The sequence below is a fragment of the bacterium genome (genome assembly GCA_023382385.1).
GTDB lineage: Bacteria > Electryoneota > RPQS01 > RPQS01 > RPQS01 > JABWCQ01.
Genome location: JAHDVH010000002.1, coordinates 54,708 through 76,621, shown reverse-complemented (window position 1 = coordinate 76,621; position 21,914 = coordinate 54,708). Strand labels below are relative to the sequence as shown.

Annotated in this window: 24 protein-coding genes; 16 read left to right on the top strand and 8 right to left on the bottom strand. The window is 55.4% G+C overall.

Features of this window, described 5'->3' with window-relative positions; genetic code table 11:
• Positions 1-61 precede the first annotated feature (61 nt).
• The 6 genes from KJZ99_04660 to KJZ99_04635 all read right to left on the bottom strand — a co-directional run bounded on the left by KJZ99_04660 (position 62) and on the right by KJZ99_04635 (position 5,124).
• The gene (locus tag KJZ99_04660; GenBank protein MCL4305182.1) at positions 62-1,003 is read right to left on the bottom strand and encodes a hypothetical protein; all 942 of its coding nucleotides are present in this window, start codon (positions 1,001-1,003) and stop codon (positions 62-64) included.
• Positions 1,004-1,090: 87 nt separating this feature from the next.
• Positions 1,091-1,612, bottom strand: coding sequence for a hypothetical protein (locus tag KJZ99_04655; GenBank protein ID MCL4305181.1), 522 nt, complete (start codon positions 1,610-1,612; stop codon positions 1,091-1,093).
• Positions 1,613-1,633: 21 nt separating this feature from the next.
• Positions 1,634-1,900, bottom strand: coding sequence for a hypothetical protein (locus KJZ99_04650; GenBank protein ID MCL4305180.1), 267 nt, complete (start codon positions 1,898-1,900; stop codon positions 1,634-1,636).
• A gap of 4 nt (positions 1,901-1,904) precedes the next feature.
• Positions 1,905-2,384, bottom strand: coding sequence for a hypothetical protein (locus tag KJZ99_04645; GenBank protein ID MCL4305179.1), 480 nt, complete (start codon positions 2,382-2,384; stop codon positions 1,905-1,907).
• Positions 2,385-2,442: 58 nt separating this feature from the next.
• A complete protein-coding gene (locus KJZ99_04640; protein ID MCL4305178.1) occupies positions 2,443-4,635 on the bottom strand; it encodes a carboxypeptidase-like regulatory domain-containing protein in 2,193 nt (730 codons plus the stop codon).
• 108 nt (positions 4,636-4,743) lie between these two features.
• On the bottom strand, positions 4,744-5,124 hold the full coding sequence (locus KJZ99_04635) for a hypothetical protein (protein ID MCL4305177.1): 381 nt from the start codon (positions 5,122-5,124) through the stop codon (positions 4,744-4,746).
• 400 nt (positions 5,125-5,524) lie between these two features.
• On the opposite strand from KJZ99_04635, the gene KJZ99_04630 reads away from it, so the two are divergent.
• From KJZ99_04630 to KJZ99_04590, 9 genes are all read left to right on the top strand, one after another.
• Positions 5,525-7,039 carry a PQQ-dependent sugar dehydrogenase gene (locus KJZ99_04630; GenBank protein ID MCL4305176.1) on the top strand — a complete coding sequence of 505 codons (1,515 nt, stop codon included), beginning with the start codon at positions 5,525-5,527 and terminating at the stop codon, positions 7,037-7,039.
• Positions 7,040-7,205: 166 nt separating this feature from the next.
• Complete coding sequence (locus KJZ99_04625) at positions 7,206-7,799, top strand: hypothetical protein (protein MCL4305175.1); 594 nt, start codon at positions 7,206-7,208, stop codon at positions 7,797-7,799.
• A complete protein-coding gene (locus KJZ99_04620; GenBank protein ID MCL4305174.1) occupies positions 7,783-8,115 on the top strand; it encodes an ArsR family transcriptional regulator in 333 nt (110 codons plus the stop codon). Before KJZ99_04625 ends, KJZ99_04620 begins: the two co-directional genes overlap by 17 nt.
• A gap of 121 nt (positions 8,116-8,236) precedes the next feature.
• Entirely contained in the window at positions 8,237-9,661 is a 1,425-nt protein-coding gene (locus KJZ99_04615; protein ID MCL4305173.1) for a glycoside hydrolase family 18 protein, read from the top strand.
• Between the two features lie 107 nt (positions 9,662-9,768).
• Positions 9,769-10,257: a hypothetical protein gene (locus KJZ99_04610; protein MCL4305172.1), complete on the top strand. Its 489-nt coding sequence runs from the start codon at positions 9,769-9,771 to the stop codon at positions 10,255-10,257.
• Positions 10,258-10,548: 291 nt separating this feature from the next.
• Positions 10,549-11,712 carry a pyruvate dehydrogenase (acetyl-transferring) E1 component subunit alpha gene (gene pdhA, locus KJZ99_04605; GenBank protein ID MCL4305171.1) on the top strand — a complete coding sequence of 388 codons (1,164 nt, stop codon included), beginning with the start codon at positions 10,549-10,551 and terminating at the stop codon, positions 11,710-11,712.
• 33 nt (positions 11,713-11,745) lie between these two features.
• Positions 11,746-12,729, top strand: a complete 984-nt coding sequence (locus KJZ99_04600) for an alpha-ketoacid dehydrogenase subunit beta (protein MCL4305170.1) — start codon at positions 11,746-11,748, stop codon at positions 12,727-12,729.
• A 16-nt stretch (positions 12,730-12,745) separates the two neighbouring features.
• Positions 12,746-14,131 (top strand): 2-oxo acid dehydrogenase subunit E2, encoded by a 1,386-nt coding sequence (locus KJZ99_04595; protein MCL4305169.1) that lies wholly within the window; start codon positions 12,746-12,748, stop codon positions 14,129-14,131.
• A complete protein-coding gene (locus KJZ99_04590) occupies positions 14,131-14,799 on the top strand; it encodes a hypothetical protein (GenBank protein ID MCL4305168.1) in 669 nt (222 codons plus the stop codon). Before KJZ99_04595 ends, KJZ99_04590 begins: the two co-directional genes overlap by 1 nt.
• Before the next feature lie 89 nt (positions 14,800-14,888).
• Here KJZ99_04590 and KJZ99_04585 read toward each other — a convergent pair whose 3' ends face one another.
• Positions 14,889-15,563, bottom strand: coding sequence for a T9SS type A sorting domain-containing protein (locus KJZ99_04585; GenBank protein ID MCL4305167.1), 675 nt, complete (start codon positions 15,561-15,563; stop codon positions 14,889-14,891).
• Positions 15,564-15,711: 148 nt separating this feature from the next.
• On the opposite strand from KJZ99_04585, the gene KJZ99_04580 reads away from it, so the two are divergent.
• From KJZ99_04580 to KJZ99_04550, 7 genes are read left to right on the top strand one after another with little or no spacing between them, the layout of a single operon-like run.
• Positions 15,712-16,167 carry a hypothetical protein gene (locus KJZ99_04580; protein MCL4305166.1) on the top strand — a complete coding sequence of 152 codons (456 nt, stop codon included), beginning with the start codon at positions 15,712-15,714 and terminating at the stop codon, positions 16,165-16,167.
• A gap of 30 nt (positions 16,168-16,197) precedes the next feature.
• Entirely contained in the window at positions 16,198-16,506 is a 309-nt protein-coding gene (locus tag KJZ99_04575; protein ID MCL4305165.1) for an EthD family reductase, read from the top strand.
• Positions 16,503-17,348, top strand: a complete 846-nt coding sequence (locus tag KJZ99_04570) for an enoyl-CoA hydratase/isomerase family protein (protein MCL4305164.1) — start codon at positions 16,503-16,505, stop codon at positions 17,346-17,348. Before KJZ99_04575 ends, KJZ99_04570 begins: the two co-directional genes overlap by 4 nt.
• A 3-nt stretch (positions 17,349-17,351) precedes the next feature.
• Complete coding sequence (locus tag KJZ99_04565) at positions 17,352-18,128, top strand: enoyl-CoA hydratase/isomerase family protein (GenBank protein ID MCL4305163.1); 777 nt, start codon at positions 17,352-17,354, stop codon at positions 18,126-18,128.
• A gap of 1 nt (position 18,129) precedes the next feature.
• On the top strand, positions 18,130-18,909 hold the full coding sequence (locus KJZ99_04560) for an enoyl-CoA hydratase/isomerase family protein (protein MCL4305162.1): 780 nt from the start codon (positions 18,130-18,132) through the stop codon (positions 18,907-18,909).
• A 46-nt stretch (positions 18,910-18,955) separates the two neighbouring features.
• Positions 18,956-20,440 carry an aldehyde dehydrogenase family protein gene (locus KJZ99_04555; protein ID MCL4305161.1) on the top strand — a complete coding sequence of 495 codons (1,485 nt, stop codon included), beginning with the start codon at positions 18,956-18,958 and terminating at the stop codon, positions 20,438-20,440.
• A gap of 14 nt (positions 20,441-20,454) precedes the next feature.
• Positions 20,455-21,342 (top strand): NAD(P)H-binding protein, encoded by an 888-nt coding sequence (locus KJZ99_04550; protein ID MCL4305160.1) that lies wholly within the window; start codon positions 20,455-20,457, stop codon positions 21,340-21,342.
• Positions 21,343-21,446: 104 nt separating this feature from the next.
• On the opposite strand, the gene KJZ99_04545 is transcribed toward KJZ99_04550, so the two are convergent.
• A complete protein-coding gene (locus KJZ99_04545; protein MCL4305159.1) occupies positions 21,447-21,908 on the bottom strand; it encodes a hypothetical protein in 462 nt (153 codons plus the stop codon).
• Between the last annotated feature and the right edge of the window lie 6 nt (positions 21,909-21,914).

Here is a 21,914-nt window from a genome sequence, read left to right as displayed (position 1 = left end):
CTTGCTCGTCTATGCAGGTCATGTCGTTAGCAGAACAGTCCTGCGTTGGAATAATCTTTTGTCACCTGTTGACGACCACATAGGGCACGCCCCAACCGGTCGCGTCGTAAGGCGATTCGTCGTCGAAAATCGTCTCATGGTCGATGAAATCCAGCCCGACATGATACACCCCGCGCCGCTGGCTGGCGCGAAAACTTCCGGTATATAGACCGTCACCTGCGATCACGTCCGGTGTGACACCGTCATCGCGCAGCACGGTTCGCGGCGGACGTCCACCGTAATTCACATCCGGACGCAGTGAGCCCACCGGCCCGGGCATCGCTCCTTCAATCTCAACATATACCGTCAGCACTTCGCCTGCGTAGACTCGCGGTAATTCCTCGCGGCCGAAATAGCTCCGAAGCGGACGGTCAATGTCAACCACAACGTCGCCATTCCGTCCAACGATAGTCATGTTCAGGATGTTTACCGTGTTCGGATTGGGTGCCGAACTGCGCAGCACCTCGGGTGTGACATCCACGATCCTCCAGTTGCGACGCGGATCATCCGAATGGCGCACTCGCACAGCGCGAGCCTTGCGCACAAGTTCGTTGTACATCGGCTTCTCGACGGTCTCCATCGAGTTGCCGTTCATGTCAGTCAGCAGGCGAAAGGTCCCGTTGAATCTCCGAACCCTCGTCAGTGTCGCGTGGTTATTGTCATCGAATTCCACAATCACCCGTGTCGCACTGCGCCGTCCGACTCTCCACCAGCCGAGCGGGTCAATCGGGTCGTCAAGCTGACCCAGACCGCCTGCGGTCAGACCCCACCCATCCGAGCCGTCCTGCCAAACGTCAGGCCCTTCCATCTCATCGTCGTCGAGAAACAGATCCGTCAGAACTTCTTCATCCGTCAGGTAGGACCCGTCATCATAGTAATACGCACTCTCATCGCAGCCCGCCAGAAATGGCAGCATCGCCACACTCAGGGCCAGAGTCACGAGAAACTTGAGTTTTGTCCGCATTGGGGTCCTTTCTCTGCCGATCTGTCCACGACTTCGGTCATCCAATGGTTGGACACACCCCATCGCAAGAGGTTTAACCGAAACTTCCTATAATCCCACCGAAAACGCAGCACCGGCGCGCTCAAACCAAATCCAAAGCGCCGATACTCCCCAGCCTTGGCCTGAGTCGAAGTTCAGCATGGCGTGCGGCTTCAGTCCATCATTCATCAGCAAGGTGCTGAAGTTCTTCGACAACCGAAACGTTGCCCCGAACGGAAAGGTCAGGCCGTCTTCCCACTCGCTGTAGTTCACCGAAACATAGGGCGACACCGGCAACTTGTGAATCGTCTTGGCAAACGTCCCGTAGTAGCATTGCGTGCCTTCCGGTGAACCGATGCGATCGCTGGAGGTGCCCAACGATATGTTGGGCGACAGTCGAGTTTCATCCACCACGCGGATATTACCCCGTATTGTGACTTCCGAGACTGCCGGATTGAACTCCAACCCTGCATTGACTCGTGGATGAAACAGGTAATCTCCCGTAAACCGCCAGCGCGGGCGATCGACGGTTGTGTCAACATAGCGTCCGCTGAACGAAAACTTTCTTAAACTGCTCGAACCGAGCAGCACACCCTCGCCGGGTCAACCCGTTCAGGACGGAACGAGCGTCGCCCTTCCGACTGGTGCAAGTTCGTCATTCCACGTCAGCCATACTTCCGGATCACGCAGGAATGCCTCACGATGCGCGTCCGTGTCAAAAGCATACTCCTTGCCCTTGTACTCGGCAAAAAACTCGAGAACCTTGGAGGAGGTATCGTCGTCCAGAATCTCGCACATGATGCACGGCTGGAACAACAAAGGTTTCTGGGCGAAGCTGACTGCGCTGAACAATAGGATCGTCAGTACCGTCCGCGTCACCAGCTTACTCCTTGTGTTCGGTTTCAGCCTGCTTCGCCGCAGCCTCAATCTTAGACAAATACTTGTCAGGACTCTTCTCAAATGTGCTGATGCAGTTGTCGCAGCAGAACATCACAAGCTGATTCTTGTACATGTGAGCGACTGGCTCACCCATTCCTCCAAGCTTCTCGCCGCTGACCACACACGTCTCCAACGGATACGACGCCTTCTGGGAGGCGATTATCTGCTGGTCGAGATTCTTCATCGAACTTGCAAGGTCCTTCTCGAACGGAGCGACGCAGTTCCCGCAGCAAAACTTCACTTCGCGCCCGTCATACACTTTTGTCACCGGCTCACCCATTCCGCCCAGCGTCTCTCCGCTGATGGGACAAACCGTTAACGGATACTTCCCTGCGGCACCGACGCTTTCGGCCGCGTTCTCTTCGGCATAGGCGCTGAACACTGTGCCGCAAATTACTGTTGCAAGCAAAACGATTCTAAACATCTTGAACTCCTGATTATGCTGAATGGATTTCTTGTCTGAGTTTACATCACTCGTGCGGCTACTTGCCGCCGTACTTCCACGTCAAAGCCATCGAGAACGTCCGCCCGAGCTGCGGTCCGTAAATCAGGGACGAATCGAGCAGCAGATTGCCGTCCTGATCTCTGAGATAAGGTCTGTCCGGCTGTGTCCAGCCAAACAGATTATTGACCGTGCCGGACAACGTCACGTGCTTCCACGACTTCGACAATCCGAGATTCCAGATAGCATACGCCGGCGACTGTTCGCGCCCGCGTCCTTCCGGCAGATACTGCGGACCGAACACTCCCACATTCACTTCCGCGTTCATATTCTGCTTGCGCAAATGCTTGGTCAACCCGCCGTTGCCTGAATAAACACTCTGAAACTCCGCATTGCGGAAGACGCCCGTCCCGTCGTCATATCTGACTTTAGAGATTCTGCCGCCTAAATCGAGCGACCAGCCGCTGTTGAGCGACACTCCCGTCTGCACTTCCGTGCCCAGTGCGTAGGCTTCCGGAGAATTCGCATAGACCGTCTCTCCAGCGTGATGCCCATAGTGCAGCACGACCTTGTCGTCGAAGTGCGTATAGAATACCGAAACGTCGCTGTTCACCGCGTAGTCGGTCTTAATCCACTGCCGGTTTACCGCGAACGACCCCGCCGTGCTGCGCTCTGGTGCAAGCGTCTTCGGCACAATCACATTCTCGAATCCCGCGTGCGCGGCCTCTTCCAAACTGAATATCGAAACCGGACGAAATCCTGCTCCGCCCGAGAGTCTGATGCCCGTTGCAGCATTCGGACGATAAAGCAGCGAGCCGCGCGGCACAAACTGTACTCCGTACTCGTCCCACAACTCCACCTTCGTCCCGCCCTGCACCGTCACGCGGTCGGTATCGTCCAGATGAATCGTGTGCTCGACCGTCGCGCCGGGCGTCGTGTAAAGCAAATCTGTCTCCACTGGAAGCCGTAAATTGTCGCGGTAATCCTGATGGTTGACAAACAGCTCGAACACCGAGGCGTGATTCTTGTTCCATTCGCCGCGCACCGAACTCTTGCCGAACAACAACTCCTGCTGCGCCTTGTAATACGTCGCGCCGTACCACGACTCCTGCTCGTGATGGACGAACGCGCTCTCTACCGAGCCTTTGAACTTGGACGTGACCGGAAACTCATACTTGCCGGAGACTTCGCCACGGTCAGTCAGAATGTCACGACCGTAGACGTCCGTCCCGCCGCGCAGCGACTTGTTCCAGTTGGTTTCGCCCGCATAGCGGTGTTCATTGTAATAGCGCCCGCCCAGCCGCAAATTCCCTTTGCCGAGCTTGGGGTCAACGCCGTAATTCAAATTGAAACGACGATACTTCGGAGTATCGGTCAGCCCGTCTTTATCCTTATCCACATATGTCGGCTCCGCGCCGTGCATCACCGACAGCCGCATCGGAATGCTGCCTGTTAATCCTGACGCGCTCGCCGACACTGTGCTCTTGCCGTTATTGTCCACTGACATATTGGTCAACACAGTGGGAGTCAGCGAAGGCCGCGTACTGACCAGATTCACCGCGCCCGCGATTGCACCGCTGCCGAACAGGCTCGAACTGGACCCCTTCGTGACCTGCATCTCTTTGACGTCGGCGACCGAGATGCCGTCCAGTCCATAGAGCGTGCCCAACCCCGACAGCACGGGCAAACCGTCCACATTGATTTCGGTGTAGGACGGGTCTAATCCCTGCAATCCGATGCCCGCCGAGCCGCACAAGGCACAGGGCTTCGTGCGCAAACCCGTTTTATTCTGCAATGCCGTGAGCAAACCACCGTCTTTAGAACGCGCCTGCAACTCCGGCGCGGCAATTACTTCCTGCCGCGTCGTGGAATTCTGATTGATTCCCGAATGGAGTCGTTCCGCTTCGACGTTCACTTCGCCCATCTGCACCGCCGACGGTGCGAGCGCCAGATGCAGCATGACCGTGTCCTGCTCGCCCAACGTCACGGCGGTTTCCAGCGGCTCAAAACCGAGCATCGAAATCTTGATTGTGTATGACCCCGCATCGAGATTCGGGATCGTGAATATCCCGCGCGGATTTGTTGCCGCGCCGCGCTGGGTGCCGTCGATCATGACCGTTGCGCCAATCAGTACGTCACCCGTTTCCTGATCGTGAATCATGCCGCGCAGCGTCGCCGCCCACAACTGCAGGGGCAGAAGAGCCAACGCGATGCACGCAATTCTCTTTTTCATCTTATTCCTCAACGAAAAGGCCGCTGTCGAACAGCGGCCCAGTATTCTTGGTTGACCGTTCTCTCCAGTATCACACAGGAGAGCACCGGACGGAGTTCTCCTGCAATTCTATGCAGAGAGAACTCGCGGAGGTTGAGGAACGTAATCCGTCAATTCGATACCCGTATTCAGCGCGGTTTGCGGATTCAGCATCGCAACGGGAGACAATAGCTCTACGCTGTTGACCAGCGTCAGCACATAAACATTGGCCGCAAGCTTGCAGCACCCTGTGGCACAGCCGCTGTCACCAGCCTTATTGCTGTGCGTTGTTTCACTGCACCAGCCATCCTGTTGCGCAGTCTTGCTCGAAAGTGCAGGCGCTTCGTGGGCACAACAGCTCGGCACTTCGGCCTTCGCCGTCTGCGCAGTTTCCAGCTTGCCGCAACACCACCCCGTCGAGCACCAATAGGGCACCGTCACACTCGTCATAAACGCGAGCAACAGGGCCACGGAAACTATCTTAAGGTATGTGTGTCGGCGTCTTTGCATTAGAAACAATTACGCAAAATCCGGCCCGTTTGTCAAGCCGTCATCGGTTTTACTCGTTTTTCCTATCCGAAGTTTCCGAGGGTCTTGTCTATTATTCATATGTTCAATATTAACATGTTTTAAGCAACAGGACTTGACAAATACAAAAAAATGTATTACATTAGGGTCAGCATGTCGACCTCCTCCTGATCCTTTCATCGTATCTTCCTGCCTTTTCAAGCTGACTTAGCCTCGTGCCATTCCGACCCCCTGTCAGCAATTCCGGATTCTGACGCCATCTCCTTGCATGATTCTGACCCTTTGGCGTAACTTATGGACGCAACGATGTCCATAAGCCAAAGGATGAATGACCATGAAACGGATGATTCTGCTGCTGACTCTCTTCGCACTTTCCGCTCCGCTCCTCGCCCAGACCACCGTCCGCATTGCCTCCGGTTTGTCGCGGCCCCTTTACGTCACTCATGCACCCGGCGATTTCGCACGCATCTTTATTCTCGAACAGCATACCGGACGCGTGCGACTCTATCATCTCGATACCGCCGTGCTCGACCCCGTGCCGTTTCTGGATATCGACTCTCTCGTCATCAACACGGGCAATGAACGCGGGCTGCTCGGTCTGGCCTTTCATCCCGACTATCAGACCAACCGCTACTTCTATGTCAGCTATAATGACAACAGCGGCACAAGTGTCATTGCGCGTTTCACGGCATCCGCCGACCCCGACAGCGCCATCGCAACCTCGCGGTTGAATATCCTCACGCAAACTCAACCCTTCAGCAATCACAACGGCGGCTGCATCAAATTCGGACCGGACGGTTATCTCTACATCGGACTCGGTGACGGCGGCTCGGGTGAAGACCCGCAGAACAACGCACAAAACACCGGCACACTGCTCGGCAAGATGCTGCGGATTGACGTGGACTCGCCACAGGCACCGCTCAACTACGGCATTCCCGCAGACAATCCGTTCGTTGGGGTCGGAGGCTATCGCGCGGAAATTTGGTCCCTCGGCCTGCGCAATCCGTGGCGCTGGAGTTTCGACCGTCTGACAGGCGACTTGTATTTAGCCGATGTCGGGCAATACGCTTGGGAAGAAGTCAATGTCGAACCTGCCAACACTGGCGGCAGAAACTACGGCTGGCGCTGTCTTGAAGGTTTCTCCTGCACGACGTGGGGGCAGCCCGCCTGCAACTGTAACAACCCCGCCTTCACCGCTCCCGTGACCGTCTACTCTCACAATGACGGCTGCTCGGTGACCGGTGGCTATGTCTATCGCGGCTGTGCAATCCCCGAACTCTACGGAACCTATTTCTACGCGGACTACTGCTCGGATGACATCTGGAGTTTCCGCTGGGACGGCGCGAACGGCACGACCGATTCGACCCTTTGGACCGCCGCCTTCACTCCGCCCGCCGGATTGGTTGAGAATATCTCCAGCTTCGGAGAGGATGCGTTCGGTGAACTCTATATCTGTGACTTGAACGGAGGTGAGCTGTTCAAAATTGTCCCCAACAATATGATAGACTGCAACGGCAACAGCATCGCCGATGGCTGTGACATCGAATTCGGTTTCTCGCAGGACCTTGACCTGGACGGCGTGCCCGATGAGTGCGACGACTGTCTGAACCTCCCGCCTGCAAATCTTTCCGTCGCAGTCGGGGAGGATGTATTGAACTTTCGCTGGAGCAACATCGGCGGCGCCACTGCCCGCTACTCGCTCTGGCAATCTGACGACGGGGAGGCTGAATTCCCCGCCGGTTGGACAATTGTCGCCGAAGAGATTCTCCCGTCCGGAGGATCCGCTTCATACGGTCTGACAGGGGTTTCGAGCCTGCCCGAACTCGGTTTCTTCAAAGTCGTGACCCATTGCCCATAGCCACTGCTCTGAACTCGGACAGCTTGTGATGCCTCTCTTTTGAACGCTCTTGATTGTAAGTTATTTTATTTTATTAAGATATCTTGAAACTATCTGCTTGACATTTGCCTCCTTTGCAACTATATTGCAAACAAGTTTGCAACGCAAACTAAACGAGGAGATAGAAATGACAAGCCTTGAACAAATCAAGTTCGTGACTGAGCAGTATTATGAGCTTCACGGGTTGCGCTGGGTGATTTGGGGCGTCGTGTGCTTTGCCATTGCGCTCGAGCAAATTGGAGTGATTCCTCAGATTTGGCTGCTGGCCTGTGTGCTGCCGCTGGGTTTACTGGGATTCCTCGGTGTCTCGTGGTATTACATGCGTCGCTTTGGCACCGTGATGGGCGCAAAACGCAGCTACGGTCCGACCGCTTGGAGCCTCCTGGCATTTCCCGCTCTGATTGGCGGACTGCTGATTGACAAGTATCTGGGGACGCGGCCGTTCGTGATGCCGGTGATCTTTGCGCTGTGGTTTCTGCTGCAGTTCTGGATGGTGGGGCGGCAATGGCGTGCGCACTATTTATGGATTGCGCTGGCGATGATTGCGCTGAATCTCTTCATCGGAGTGCGGGACTGGCCGGCCGGCTCGCCGTTTCTGGAGCGCGGGTTTGTGACGTGGATGCTGGCCGGCACGGCGATGATCTTCGGCGGACTGTCTGATCATCTGCTGGTCACGCGCACACTGGGTGGAAAGGTGGCCGAAGATGTCGGAGCCGTTTAAGCAGATTGCCGAGCTCGACCGGCTTATTCACGACTCGTCAAGGCTCGCGATTCTCACCGCGTTGGCGGCCTGTCAGTCTGCTGACTTTCTCTATCTGAACAGCCTGACCGGACTTTCGAAGGGCAACCTCTCGAGCCATCTCTCCAAACTCGAAGCTGGCGGACTGATTACCATCACCAAACAATTCATCGGCAGGAAGCCGAACACGCTGGTCAGCTTAACCGAATCCGGCCGCGACGCGATTGAGAATCACTGGAAAGAGTTGGATCGCCTCAGAAGAGACGCAGGGACTTGGCGGTCGGCAACCCGCGAATGATGATGTGATACATGCGCTGTTGGAACAGCCTTCATGCGGTTACACGAGTCTTCATACGCCGCTGAATCGTTTGACTCTGGTGAATCACGAGTGAAAATTGTGACAGATTTGATGAGACATTGTGCGGTTACACCTGAATAGATATCTGCTCGTTGCGTGTTTGCTGGTTCCTATGATTGCAGAGGCGCAGCGCATCGTCGGCTACTATCCGTCATGGGCGATTTACGCGCGCAGCTATTTTGTCACGGATATTCCCGCCGAGCAGCTCACGCACATCAACTACGCGTTCGCGAATATCAGCGGCGGTCAAGTTGTGCTCGGCGACGCGTACGCCGATATTGACCGTTTCTATCCCGGCGATTGCTGGGATCCCGGCTGTGAGCGCGGGAACTTTCACCAATTGAGACTTCTGAAAGAGCAGCACCCGCATTTGCGAACATTGATTTCGGTCGGCGGTTGGACATGGAGTGAAAATTTCTCTGACGCCGCCGCGACGCCTGCAGCACGAGAGCTGTTCGCCAATTCGTGTGCACAATTCGTCATTGAGCACGGCTTCGACGGCGTGGATCTCGACTGGGAGTATCCCGTGTTCGGCGGGGATTGGGACGTCGAGCATCGCCCGGAAGACGGCGCGAACCTCACGCTGCTCTGTCAGCGTATCCGGGCCAAACTTGATTCGCTCGAAACACTATACGGGCGGCCGTATCTGCTCACACTCGCGACATCGGCGGGACTTGATCATGTGGCAAATCTTGAGTTGCCGCAGCTTGCCCAAGCCGTTGATTTTATCAACGTGATGACCTACGATTTTCAAGGGCCATGGAGTCCGTTCACGGGATTCAACTCGCCGCTTTACGCCGATTCGCTCGATCCGTTTCCCGAACCAGCGCACACGTCCGCAAATCTCGACGCGGCGATGCAAGCCTACATAGCTGGCGGATTTCCGCGCGAGAAACTTTCGGCGGGGATGGCGTTTTACGGGCGCGGTTTCGGCAACGTCGCGAACGTGAATAACGGGCTATACGCGTCCTTTTCCGGCGTGTCCCCGTTCGGCACGTGGGAAAACGGGATGTTCGACTATTGGCAGCTCAAGGAGAACTACGTCAACCTAAACGGCTACACGCGATACTGGAGTGACGCTTCGCGCGTGCCGTGGCTGTACAATCCGGCGTCGCACGTGATGATCAGTTATGACGACACGGCGTCCATTCGCGAGAAGGCGCGCTATGTTTTGAGTGAATTGCTCGGAGGCGCGATGTTCTGGGAGCTTGCGGCGGATCGCGACGGCGAATTGCTCGCGGCCTTGTACGATGAATTCGAGAACGGTCTCGACGCGCCGGGATCTCTGGTGATGTCGTTTGCAGAGGACTCGCTCTACTTGCGTTGGCACCCCGTCGCTGGCGCGACACAGTATAAGATATGGTCGAGCAACGACATGAACTCCGCGCCGCAGGACTACACCATCGAGGCCACCACACCCGCAACCAGCACCGTGCTGCCCCTGCCCGCCGACGGGATGCGCGTGTATTTTGTTACATGTGAATAACATTCGGTTAGAAACCTGTGCTTTGGACGGTTGTTTATGAAATTGAGAGTTGTTACTTTTAGTGGTCCAGTTTCACGAAGGTAACGTTTCCAAACGAAGGAACACCCATGACAAAAGCACTATATGCGGTACTGTTATTCAGTGTTGCGCTCATTCTGCCCACGGCGGCGCAGGCGGGCGATAAGCCAGTCAATCTGGCACTCGTCGATCCCGTGCAGATCTTCAAGAACAGCGAGAGCATCACGGGCCTGCGCCTGAACTTGATCTACGGCAAGAACGCCAACGTCACCGGCCTCGACGTCGGCCTTGGCAATCATGCCACTGGTCAGATGCAAGGGATTCAATACGGATTCGTCAATCTTGCTAATCAGGGCGGCGCGGGAATTCAGTGGGGCTGGGTGAACATCGACAAGGGTGGCACGTTCACCGGCTTGCAATACGGCCTTTACAACGAAGCGAACGAGTATGTGGGTTTGCAATTTGGCCTGGTGAATTTTGCGCAGTCCACGAACGGTCTGCAAATCGGTCTGGTCAATATCATCAAGAAGGGTGGATGGTTCCCCGTTTTCCCGATCGTGAACGGCAGCTTCAAATAGCGGCACAATGATCTGAAGTCGCGGCTCAGGCCGCACTTGGATTCAAGAGTCCCTCAGTCGAACTGCAAGCCGGTTCACTGGGGGATTTCTGTTTCTCTTGTGGGCACTTCGTCAACCGCGCGACCAACAAAATCTCCTGATTTCTCTTTTATTTAACATTAAATCGTTTTACATCAAAATATATTCATGCCTTCTTGCTATCCTGAGCAAAAACCTTATATTAACTGAACTGGATGGACGTTCGTACAATTAGCTAAATATTTGTTTAATTTCATATAAGGGTTTGATCTGATGGCCACGGAGATTAAGACCAAAAAGACCGAAAAAGGCAACGGGCAGGTGAATGGCAAAGGCACGTCCTCTCTGTTCGAGGCTTTTCATGCAACTTCAGGCAAGAAGCTCGAAGTTCTGGACCCCTCTGGAAAGGTCCTGCACCCGGAATGGATGCCTGAGTTTGACGAAGATTTCCTGCTCGAAGGCTACAAGATGATGAAGTATGCGCGGCTTGTGGACCTGAAGGCCGTCAACCTGCAGCGGCAAGGCAAGCTCTATACGCTGCCGGTCAACCGCGGTCAGGAAGCCTCCGCAGTCGGTTCCGCAATGGCCCTGCGCAAGGATGATTGGCTGGTGCCCGCCTTCCGCGAAATCGGCGCGTATATGTGGCACGGCTGGCCGGTAGAAACGGTCTACAAGTGGTATCTTGGTCTGGAGAGCGGAGCAGTCATGCCGGAAGGTGTGAACAGCCTGCCGACTTCCGTGCCGATCGCTTCGCAGATTCCCCACGCCGCGGGAATCGGCCACGCCATCAACTACAAAGGCCTTGATCAGGTCGTGCTCTGTTACTTCGGGGACGGCGGCACGTCAGAAGGAGACTTCTCGGAAGGGTTGAACTGGGCGGCAGTGTTCTCGTGCCCGTGCGTGTTCTTCTGCAACAACAATCAGTATGCGATCAGCGTCCCGCGTGAATTGCAGACCAAGGCAGCCACGATTGCACAAAAAGCCGTGGGCTTCGGCATGCCCGGGATTCAGGTGGACGGCAACGACCTGTTTGCGGTCTACCGTGCCACGAAGGAAGCTGTGGATTTCGCACGGGCGGGCAACGGTCCCGTTCTGATCGAAGCCGTGACCTACCGCATGGGTGCGCACACGACTTCAGACGACCCGACGAAATACCGCACGAGTGAAGAAGAAAAGATCTGGGAGCCGCGCGATCCGCTGATCCGCGTCAAGAAGTATCTGCTGGAGAAGCAGCTCTGGAGCGAGAAGCAGGAGACGGCGTTTGAAGAAGAGTGTGCCGTGAAGATTGATGAAATCGTGTCGCACGTCGTCGGGCTTGGACCGAATCCGATTCCCGAACTCTTTGAGCACCAGTACGAGCAGCTCACCAATTCGCTCGAAGAGCAGAAGCATGATCTCGAAGCGTTCCTGGCGTGGCAGAGCCGGAGAGGAAAGTAATCAGAAAATGAAAACTGAAGATAGGAGCAATCCATGCCCGTAATGACGATGGTGCAGGCGCTAAACAACGCGCTGGATGTGAAGCTGGCGGACGATCCGTCCGTGCTGTGTTTTGGCGAAGACGTCGGTGTTGAGGGTGGCGTGTTTCGCGTGACCGAACATCTGCAAAAGAAGCACGGCGTGAAGCGCGTGTTCGATACGCCGCTGGCCGAATCCTCTATCATCGGCGCCTGTATCGGGATGTCTGTGCTGGGCTTGCGTCCCGTCGCCGAAATGCAGTTTGACGGTTTCGTCTATCCCGCAATGAATCAGATTATCACGCACATCTCCCGCTATCGCTACCGCACGCGAGGTCAGCGGCACGTACCCGCCGTGATTCGCTTCCCCTATGGCGGCGGCGTGAAGGCGCTCGAAATGCACTCAGAAGCGATGGAGGCGATGTACGCGCACATCCCCGGGCTGAAAGTTGTGATTCCCTCGACGCCGTATGACGCAAAGGGCTTGATGATCTCCGCAATTGAGGATAACGATCCCGTCATCTATCAGGAACCCAAGCGGCTCTATCGCGCGATGAAGCAGGAAGTGCCCGACGGGCTCTACCGCATTCCCATCGGCAAGGCGAAAGTTGAGAAAGACGGCCGCGATATGACCGTCATTTCTTATGGTGCGATGATGCACGTTTGCCGGAAGGCGCTGGAGTTTTTAGAGAAGGATCACATCAGCGTCGAGCTGATCGACCTGCGCACAATCTACCCGATGGATTGGGATACAATCGTCGCGTCCGTGAAGAAGACCGGACGACTGCTCGTTGTGCAGGAAGGCCCGAAGAGTTTTGGCGTCGCGGCGGAGCTGATTGCGCTGGTGAACGAAAAGTGTTTTGAGTATCTCGAAGCTCCGCCGATGAGGCTGTGCGGCAACGACACGATTCCACCGCTGCCGCGTTCCGAAGACTTGTATTGCCCCACCCCCGAGCGCGTGCATTATTACTGCCGCAGGCTCGCAGACTATCAGGTGTAAGCAGGAGACTATAGATATGCCCTTCAATTTCCAATTCCCCGACATCGGCGAAGGTATCCACGAAGGCAAGATCCTCGAGTGGTATCATAAGCCCGGTGACGAAGTCAAGGAAGGCGATCCGCTGCTGAAAGTCGAGACCGACAAGGTCGTGACCGATATTCCCGTTCCGCAAACCGGCAAACTCGCGCAGACGAACGGCAAGGTGGACGAGATCGTGCACGTCGGTCAGGTGATCGCCGTCATCGTTGGCAAGGGAGAAGATGTGAGCTTCAGCACGCCGCCGCCAACGGAAGCGTATCACGAGAACTTTGCCACGCAGCACAGTTCGCCGACGCTGGCCAAAGAGAAAACCGCCTCTACGGACGAAGACGGCATGTACGGCGTGGTCGGACAAATTCCAGTCGGCGACGAAGTGCTGCCCTCCACGAACGAAGGACGTGCGGACGTTCCCGTAAACGGCGCGTCACAGGGTGCAAAGGTGATTGCCACTCCGGTCGCGCGGAAGATGGCCGTCGAGATGGGCGTTGATATCAGCAAGATACAAGGCACGGGGCCCGGCGGACGCGTGATGAAGCAGGATATCGAAGCTGCCGCAGCGAGCGGAAGTGCGCCCGCAACAGTCAGTGCAGGACAGGTGAAGACACAGGCTGCCGCCCCTGCTGCTCCAAAGGTCGCTCCCGCAAGCGTTCCGGGTGAGTATCCCGGGCCGGTGGAGATTGAAGAACTCTCACAATTGCGCCGCACGATTGCCAACCGCATGTCGCAGTCGAAATACACCGCTCCGCACGCCACCTCGCTCGACGAGGTGGAAGTCTCGAAGCTCGTCACCTTGCGCGCGCAAAAGAACAAGGAACTTGAGCGCGAAGGCGTCAAACTCTCCTATCTGCCGTTTATCATTAAGGCCGTGTGTGTCGCGCTGCGCAAACATAAGAAGCTCAATGCAACCCTCGATCTCGAGCGCAACCGCGTGGTCTACAAACAGTATTACAATATCGGCTTGGCGGTGGATACGCCGGACGGATTGGTCGTGCCGAACATCAAGAACGCAGATCAGAAGGGTATCCTGCAACTTGCCCGCGAAATTGAGGATCTTTCCAATCGCGCACGCGAACGCAAACTGACGCTCGATGAAATTCGCGACGGGACCTTCACGATTACGAATTACGGCAGTCTGAATGGGAATTTCGGTGTGCCGGTTATCAACTATCCCGAAGTTGCGATCCTTGGCACCGGCCGCATCCTGCAGAAGCCGGTTATCCTCAACGATCAGATCGCGAAGGGCTGGATTCAGCCGCTGAGTTTGTCGTTTGATCATCGCATCGTGGACGGCGGCGACAGCGCGCGGTTCGTCAACGATTTGGTGTTGATGCTGGCCGACCCGACGAATATTTTGATGCTGTAGTGAATGACTGGCGGATTGCCTCCGCCACACCGGTGCAGACCAAAGACTACAACCTTCAGGACAGTACGCTCTTGACGCCCGACGATTCCGCCGGGCGTTTCCTGCTGTGGGTGCCGGAGCACACGTGCGTGGTGATTGGGAGCGGGTCGAAGAGCGAACTGGAGTTGAATGAAGCAGCTGTCGAGGAGGACGGCCTGCCCGTTTATAAGCGCAGATCCGGGGGATGTTCGGTCGTGTTGTCACCCGACATGTGGTGCCTATCGTGCGCGCTCTATGGCCGCAAACAGATTCAATCCAAGGATTACTTCGTGCTGTTCAACAAGGCCGTGTGCGACGCGTTTGAGAGAATCGGTGTCGGAGGACTTGCGCATCGCGGCATTTCGGATATTGCGCTTGGTGAAAGGAAGATTGCGGGCACAGCGCTCTACCGCAACCGTGATGTCGTGTTCTATCACGCCGTGATCAATGTGTCCGGTGAAGTCGAGTTGATGTCACGGTATCTTAAGCAGCCGCCGCGGGAACCGGACTATCGAGGGGGAAGATCGCACAGGGACTTTGTTACGTCGCTCGTCGAAGCCGGCTTTGAGCCTTCTCGGGAGGCCTTTCAAAAGGAATATCAGAAAGAGTTTGAGAGGATTGTGGAGTTGCTGACCGTCGTATACTGCTGAGTTAAACACTCCTTGTCTGTATGAATAATCGGGGAAGAGAAAGGCGCACCGCGTGGATGCGCCTCTTGCATGTAAACGTGGGATCGGCTCTATTTGAGCAAGATAAGCTTAACCAACTTCGATTGTGCTCCTGACAGAAAGCTGGCAAAATAGACTCCGCTGGGCAACGCGGATCCGTCAACCGTCACAATGTGTGGACCTGCGGTCATCACTTCACTTGCGAGCGACGAAACATGGCGGCCACGAACATCATAGAGAGCGAGTACTACACGTTGCGGCTTATCCAACGAAAAACTCAGCGATGTTGCAGGATTGAACGGGTTGGGATAGGCGAGAAGATCTACTGACGTGGGAACCAAGTGTGTCTCATCCGCGTTTTCGGGAATGACCATTTGGAAGAAACCTTCACCGTTCAGAGCTTCAACCGTGTCCTGTCCGTCTGACGCCCAGACACGCCAGCGAAACTCGTAGATATCGTCCAACGACAGCACGGGAATATCAATTTGGACATTCATGAACGTGTCGGTAACAACGGCGTCTCGGGGCGAGACAGCTTCTTCGAAGTAGGATGTTTCGAGGTGGAAGATGTAGTAGACCGATTCGCCTTCAAGGTTTGACTCGGATGTCCAATTGAGCACAAAGGGCCACTGCCAATTTGTCAGAGAGGAATCCGGTGGAGTGACCCGTTCAAAGGCAATGGTAGTGAATGGCAAGGCGAGAAGTGCCAGAAGTGTGATTGGAGTGATGCAGCGCGCGTGAGACATGCTTTCCTCCGTGCGATAAGTTGCCAGAAATCTATGTTCGCAGTCCGAAATTGTCAAGCTCCTCGAGTGTGACAGAGTTGCAAAAGTTGCCAAAATACGCTATACTCAACAGCTTGAGTTATCCCGCCAACACACCCTGTAAGCTCCGTTGAAACCAACTCTTACCGTCGGCAGCCGCGCTGAATTCCGGTTCATGGTCGAATCGCGAATGACCGTCTATTTCGAAGGACGGCCCTTGCACCCCTTCTATTCGACCTATTGGTTGACCTATCACTCGGAATATGTCAGCCGGCTCGTACTTGAACCGCATCTTGACTACGGAGAAGACGGCATCGGCACAGGTGTCTTTGTCCGCCACCACAATCCTGCGGGAATCGGACAGGAATTGCGCTTCGTCGCAGAGTGCACGCGCTTGCACGGGAACTATCTCTTTTGTGAAGTGAAAGCGTTTCAAGGCGAACGACTGATCGGTGAGGGTGAGGTTCATCAGGTCGTGTTGTCCAGCGACAAACTCAAAGAGCTTCATCGTCGTGCTTATCCTGATTGGGGTTCCGGTGCCGGAGGATGGGGGATTGAGGACCATCTGTGGGAACTGAAAAAGTAAACAACGAATTGAGAATAGAAAAACAGAGACATGGTCAATTTCATTGCCTTTTACAAGCATCCGCAGGATGCCGATGCGTTCGACAAAGCGTATTGGGAAACACATATCCCGCTCATCAAGAAAGTGCCGGGTTTGCTCGGCTTGCAGGCGCATAAATTCTGGCCGGGCAAGAACGGCCCCGCGCCATACTACATGATGGCGGTGCTCTCGTTTGCGGACAAGGACACGTTCAAGGCGGGCATGAAATCGCAGGAGATGGCGGATGCGGGCGCGAATCTGATGAGCTTTGCCCAGGGACTCGTCGAGTTTCAGACGGCGGAAACGGATCCGCGCGCATGACAAAGGACTTTCAGCCACGCCCTGCGGAGAGTTTCAAGTTTGATTACATCACGTATGAGAAGAAAGGCGCGCGCGCCTACGTGACGTTTAACCGACCAGAAAAGCTGAACTGCGTGCACTACCCGATGCTGAAAGAGCTTTGCGTGGCGTTTGACGACGTGGCATTTGATGACGCAGTCGCGGTGATGATTCTTTCCGGCGCGGGCGACCGTGCCTTTTGCACCGGAGCTGACCTGCAGGAGCAACTGCAATTTCTCGACCGCCCGCAGGACTACTGGAAATGGATGGGAGCGTTCATTGACGCTCATGAGAAATTGCGCGCGCTGGGCAAACCTACCATCGCACGGTTAAACGGCATCGTGGTCGGTGGCGGCAATGAGTTCAATATCAGCTGTGATCTTGCGATCGCGGCGGAAGATATCTATATTCGGCAGGTTGGCGCGGCTCACGGATCAGTTGCTGCGGCGGGTGCATCGCAATTCCTGCCGATAATCGTCGGAGATCGTCGCGCGCGGGAGATCCTGTTCCTGTGCGAAGAGATTCCTGCACAGAAGGCGCTCGAATGGGGACTCGTCAATCAGGTTGTGCCGCGCGCACAGCTTGACCAGGCAGTTGAGGAAATGGCAACGAAGCTCGAGAACAAGTTGCCGGAGTGCGTGCGTTATCTTAAGACGCAGCTTAACTACTGGCGCGACGCGTCGTGGTCGCAGACGATTCAGCACGCACGCGACTGGCTCGGTGTTCACTCCAGCTCCCCTGAAGTCCGCGAGGCGGTAACAGCATTCAATGAAAAACGCAAGCCGGATTACAAAATGGTACGGGAAAGATTGGTAAGAAAATAGACCATGAGTGACTTGCAGTTTCTCAAACTCGAGCGCGACGGACACGTTGCCACAGTCTTTCTGAATCGCCCGAAGCAGCTTAATGCGCTTAACATGGCGCTGATGGACGAACTGGTGGCCACGCTTGAAACGCTCGACAGCGACGACGAGATTCGCGCGATAGTATTGACCGGAGACCAGCGCGCGTTTGCGGCCGGAGCCGACATCATGGAAATGGCCGACGCTGACTCAACTGAAATGCTGCGCCGCGATCAATTCGCCAAATGGGATAGAATCCGCAAGGTCAAGAAGCCGATCATCGCGGCGGTGTCGGGTTTCGCACTGGGCGGAGGCTGCGAATTGATGATGCACTGCGATATGGTCATTGCAAGTGAGACTGCGCAGTTCGGACAGCCGGAGATCAAGATTGGCGTCATGCCCGGCGCAGGCGGCACGCAGAGACTCACGCGCATCATCGGCAAGGCGCGGGCAATGGAGATGGTGTTGACCGGAAAGTTCATCAGCGCGAAGCAGGCCGAAGCGTGGGGGCTTGTCAATCGTGTTGTGCCTGTCGAAGTGTATCTGTCCGAAGCACAAAAACTCGCGCGCGAGATCGCGCAGATGTCGCCCGTTGCCGTGCGCTTGGCGAAAGAGGCCGTGCTGAAGAATTATGAATCTTTCCTGCTCGACGGTTTGGAGTTCGAGCGCAAGAATTTCTACCTGCTGTTTTCCACAGAAGACCAGAAGGAAGGTATGAAGGCCTTTATCGAGAAACGAACCGCGAAGTTTACGGGGAATTAGAATGTACGAAACCATTCTCTACGAGCACACGGATGCAGTGTTGAAGATTACGCTGAACCGGCCGGATCGTTTCAATGCATTCAACGCGCTCATGCACAAGGAACTTGCAGACGCGTTGAAGAGTGCCGCGAAGGATAACGACGTCCGCAGCGTGATATTGACAGGAGCAGGCAAGGCGTTTTGCAGCGGACAGGACTTGAAGGAAGTGAAGGACGACCCGAACACGAGTCTTGCCGACCGTCTTCGTAACAACTATAACCCGAATATCCTGCGCATTCGGGAGCTTGAGAAACCGGTCATTTGCGCGATCAACGGCGTCGCGGCGGGAGCGGGCATGTCCCTCGCGCTGGCCTGTGACCTTCGGATCGCGTCCGACCAGGCTTCCATGCTGCAAGCCTTTGTCAATGTCGGGTTGGTGCCCGATACGGGATCGACGTGGATCCTGCCGCGGTTGCTGGGATACCACAAGGCATTCGAGATTTGCACTACAGGCCGTCCGATCAAGGCGGACGAGGCGCTGCGATTAAATCTCGTCGATAAAGTGGTCGAGCATGATAAGCTTGATAGCGTTGCAATGGAACTTGCGACGACGTATGCGAGTTCACCGACCAAGGCCATCGGTGCCATCAAGCGCGCGTTCAACAAGTCGTCGGCCGTAGGCCTTGACGAGGCGCTCGACTACGAGGCGTATTTGCAGGATATTCTCGGCAAGACGGAAGACTACCGCGAAGGCGTCGCCGCGTTCAACGAGAAGCGCAAGCCGCAATTTAAGGGACGTTAGCGACTCTTAAAGTCAACGCGTCAGCCTCAACCTATCACCCAATAACATGTCTGAAAAACTCTACCCAAACATTATCAACGGCGAGCATCTGCCGGCTCATAGCGGCAAGACACTCGCATTGACGAATCCCGCAACGGGCGAAGCGCTGGGCAGTATCCCGCTCTCCGGTTCCGAGGATATTGACAAGGCCGTAGCCTCCGCACGTGCCGCTCTTCTCAGCAAGTGGGGCCGCCTGACAGCGAGCGCACGCACGAAAATTCTCTTTAAAGCTGCAGAATTGCTCGCAGCTCGCGCCAAGGAAATTGCCGAACTCGAGTCGCGCAACATGGGCAAGCCTGTGATGCACGTCATGGGAGAAGTCAAACAGGCAATCGAGGATTTTGAGTATTTCGCCGGCGCGGCCAGCAAAACTGAAGGCCGTGTGCCGCCGATCCATCCGGTATTCTTCGGCTATACGCTGCGCGAACCCGTCGGTGTGGTCGGTGCGATTACGCCGTGGAATTATCCCATCATGCTCGAATCGTGGAAGCTTGCTCCGGCACTTGCGGCGGGCTGCACGGTCGTCCTTAAGCCTTCCGAAATCGCGCCATGCTCTGCGAATGTGCTGGTTGAAATTCTGCATGAAGCAGGGTGTCCGGAGGGCACGGTCAATCTCGTGCACGGTCTCGGTGAGTCCGCCGGCGCGGCACTGGTCAGGCATCCCGCAGTCAACAAGATCACGTTTACCGGCGGAACGGAGACCGGGCGCGTCATTATGAAGGAATGTGCCAATGACATGAAGCGCCTGATGCTGGAATTAGGCGGTAAGTCACCAGCGATTGTCTGTGAAGATGCCAACCTGAACGATGCCGTGCTGTCCAGCGTCTACACGATCTTCTACGGCGCAGGTCAGAGTTGCGATGCGCGTTCGCGCATTTATGTACACGAGAGTCAGTATGACGCTTTCGTCGAGAAATTCATCGCCGCGACGAAGCAGCTCATCGTCGGAGATCCACTTGACAAAAGTACGCACATCGGTTCGCTCTCACATGTTTCTCGTCTCGCAATCATGCATAAGTTCGTTGAAGCTGCCAAGCAGGGAGGAGGGAAGATTCTGTGCGGCGGCGAGCAGCTGAAAGGCGGCATCTTTGACAAAGGTTGCTTCTTCGCACCGACCGTTATTACGGACCTGCCCGAAGACAATCTCTGCGTGCAGGAGGAAATTTTCGGACCGATAGTGGTGATTTCAAGGGTGCAAAGCGACGATGAGGCTTTGGCGAAGGCGAACGCCGTGAAATACGGCTTGTGCGCGACACTTTACACCGAAAGCATGCCGCGCGCAACGAGATTCATTCGCGGTTTGCACTCCGGAATCGTCACACTCAATACGCCTGCGACTGCTCTGCCCGGTCTGCCGTTCGGAGGGTATAAGCAATCGGGCTTCGGAAGGGAAATGGCGATGGAGACACTTGACGGCTATCTCGAGACTAAGACTGTCCTCGCCGGCGTGACAGGGAAGCCGATCAATCCTTTCGGGTTGTCACTCACTTGAGAGCCGAGGAATCCATGCAATACACTGTAATCGGTGCGACCGGCAACACGGGGCGATTAGTCGTTGAAGACTTGCTGAAAGCAGGACATAAAGTGCGGGCCGTCGCGCGCACAAAAGACAAACTTGCAAGTTTATCGGCACACGGTGCAGATGCTTTTGAAGCCGACATCTTGAATCAGGAAGCATTGAAGCGTTCTTTGGACGGATCACGAGCTGCTTATGTTATGATTCCGCCCAATTTCGGAACCGCAGATTTTCGCAGGTATCAGGACGAGGTGACGGACAACCTGTGCGATGCGCTGGCGTCGGTCGGGGTGCAGCACGTCGTTTCGCTCAGCAGTATCGGTGCGAATCATGCCACAGGTGTCGGACCTGTCAACGGACTTCATTACCTGGAGAAGCAGTTGGACGGTATTCCGGATCTCAACACGCTGCATTTGCGCGCGGGGTTTTTCATGGAGAATACGTTCGGCTCGCTTGGCCTCATCAAGAAGATGGGAATCTACGGCGCGGCATGTCCCGCAGAGGCTCTGTGGCCATTTGTAGCAACGGCGGACATCGGTCACTATGCAGCCAAGCGACTAACGGCTCTGAATTTTAATGGAAAGAACGTGCAGTACGTGCTGGGTCCGCGGGATATTGCCGGAGCAGAGGTTGCGAAGATCCTTGGTTCAACTCTCGGCATTAAGGAGTTGCCCTACGTTGAGTTTACGCTCGAGCAGATGAAGCAAGGGCTGGTGGGAGCCGGTGTGCCAGAAAAGATCGCGGATTTGTTCTGCGAGTTATACTCCGGATTCAATTCGGGACTCTTGGACTACAAACGCAATGCGGAATCCACCACTTCAACGAAATTTGAAGACTTTGCGGTGAATGCGCTCAAACCTGCTTATGACGCCATGTAGCACCCTGATTCGCACTATGTTGAAAAGGGCTGCCTCGCGGGCAGCCCTTGCATTTGGTTCTAATTGTGACGACAAGCTTTCGAGTTCGACCGTCAATGGTTTAGCTACCTGTTCACGATGACTATGTAGTACTGCTGGATGGCCGGCCCTGACAGCACATTTGTGTCTGTGAACGACGTACCTGTAACGGTTCCGACGAAGTTCCCCGGGCCGGGGGAAAAGTTATAAGCTGCGTCGCGATGCACAGAATAGCTGGTTGCTCCGGGAATTTCTTCCCAGTAGAGTACGGCGTCCGGTTGTGCCTGCCTGATCACCAATTGTTGAATCGGCGACAGGGGTGAGACCGACAGAGTCGGCGACAGGAAACCTGCAAAGAGCGTGAAGTTCTCGCTCGATTGCACACCTACCGGCGTCGGCTGGCCGAACGAAGAAACGAGATTGAAATTCGCGGAACTTGCGCCGCCGCCGCCAGCGTTGACCACAGACTTTGTCAAGACGAAATTCTCGCTCTCTGACTGTGCCAATAGTAAGGCAGGGAGGAGGAGTAACAGAAGAGTTTTGTTCATTGTTTG

Excerpts from the sequence above, each read along its gene's own strand:
- KJZ99_04660 (MCL4305182.1), bottom strand. The coding sequence starts at position 1,003 with ATGCGGACAAAACTCAAGTTTCTCGTGACTCTGGCCCTGAGTGTGGCG.
- KJZ99_04645 (MCL4305179.1), bottom strand. The coding sequence starts at position 2,384 with ATGTTTAGAATCGTTTTGCTTGCAACAGTAATTTGCGGCACAGTGTTC.
- KJZ99_04640 (MCL4305178.1), bottom strand. The coding sequence starts at position 4,635 with ATGAAAAAGAGAATTGCGTGCATCGCGTTGGCTCTTCTGCCCCTGCAG.
- KJZ99_04630 (MCL4305176.1), top strand. The coding sequence starts at position 5,525 with ATGATTCTGCTGCTGACTCTCTTCGCACTTTCCGCTCCGCTCCTCGCC.
- KJZ99_04625 (MCL4305175.1), top strand. The coding sequence starts at position 7,206 with ATGACAAGCCTTGAACAAATCAAGTTCGTGACTGAGCAGTATTATGAG.
- KJZ99_04620 (MCL4305174.1), top strand. The coding sequence starts at position 7,783 with ATGTCGGAGCCGTTTAAGCAGATTGCCGAGCTCGACCGGCTTATTCAC.
- KJZ99_04610 (MCL4305172.1), top strand. The coding sequence starts at position 9,769 with ATGACAAAAGCACTATATGCGGTACTGTTATTCAGTGTTGCGCTCATT.
- pdhA (MCL4305171.1), top strand. The coding sequence starts at position 10,549 with ATGGCCACGGAGATTAAGACCAAAAAGACCGAAAAAGGCAACGGGCAG.
- KJZ99_04600 (MCL4305170.1), top strand. The coding sequence starts at position 11,746 with ATGCCCGTAATGACGATGGTGCAGGCGCTAAACAACGCGCTGGATGTG.
- KJZ99_04595 (MCL4305169.1), top strand. The coding sequence starts at position 12,746 with ATGCCCTTCAATTTCCAATTCCCCGACATCGGCGAAGGTATCCACGAA.
- KJZ99_04585 (MCL4305167.1), bottom strand. The coding sequence starts at position 15,563 with ATGTCTCACGCGCGCTGCATCACTCCAATCACACTTCTGGCACTTCTC.
- KJZ99_04575 (MCL4305165.1), top strand. The coding sequence starts at position 16,198 with ATGGTCAATTTCATTGCCTTTTACAAGCATCCGCAGGATGCCGATGCG.
- KJZ99_04570 (MCL4305164.1), top strand. The coding sequence starts at position 16,503 with ATGACAAAGGACTTTCAGCCACGCCCTGCGGAGAGTTTCAAGTTTGAT.
- KJZ99_04565 (MCL4305163.1), top strand. The coding sequence starts at position 17,352 with ATGAGTGACTTGCAGTTTCTCAAACTCGAGCGCGACGGACACGTTGCC.
- KJZ99_04560 (MCL4305162.1), top strand. The coding sequence starts at position 18,130 with ATGTACGAAACCATTCTCTACGAGCACACGGATGCAGTGTTGAAGATT.
- KJZ99_04555 (MCL4305161.1), top strand. The coding sequence starts at position 18,956 with ATGTCTGAAAAACTCTACCCAAACATTATCAACGGCGAGCATCTGCCG.
- KJZ99_04550 (MCL4305160.1), top strand. The coding sequence starts at position 20,455 with ATGCAATACACTGTAATCGGTGCGACCGGCAACACGGGGCGATTAGTC.
- KJZ99_04545 (MCL4305159.1), bottom strand. The coding sequence starts at position 21,908 with ATGAACAAAACTCTTCTGTTACTCCTCCTCCCTGCCTTACTATTGGCA.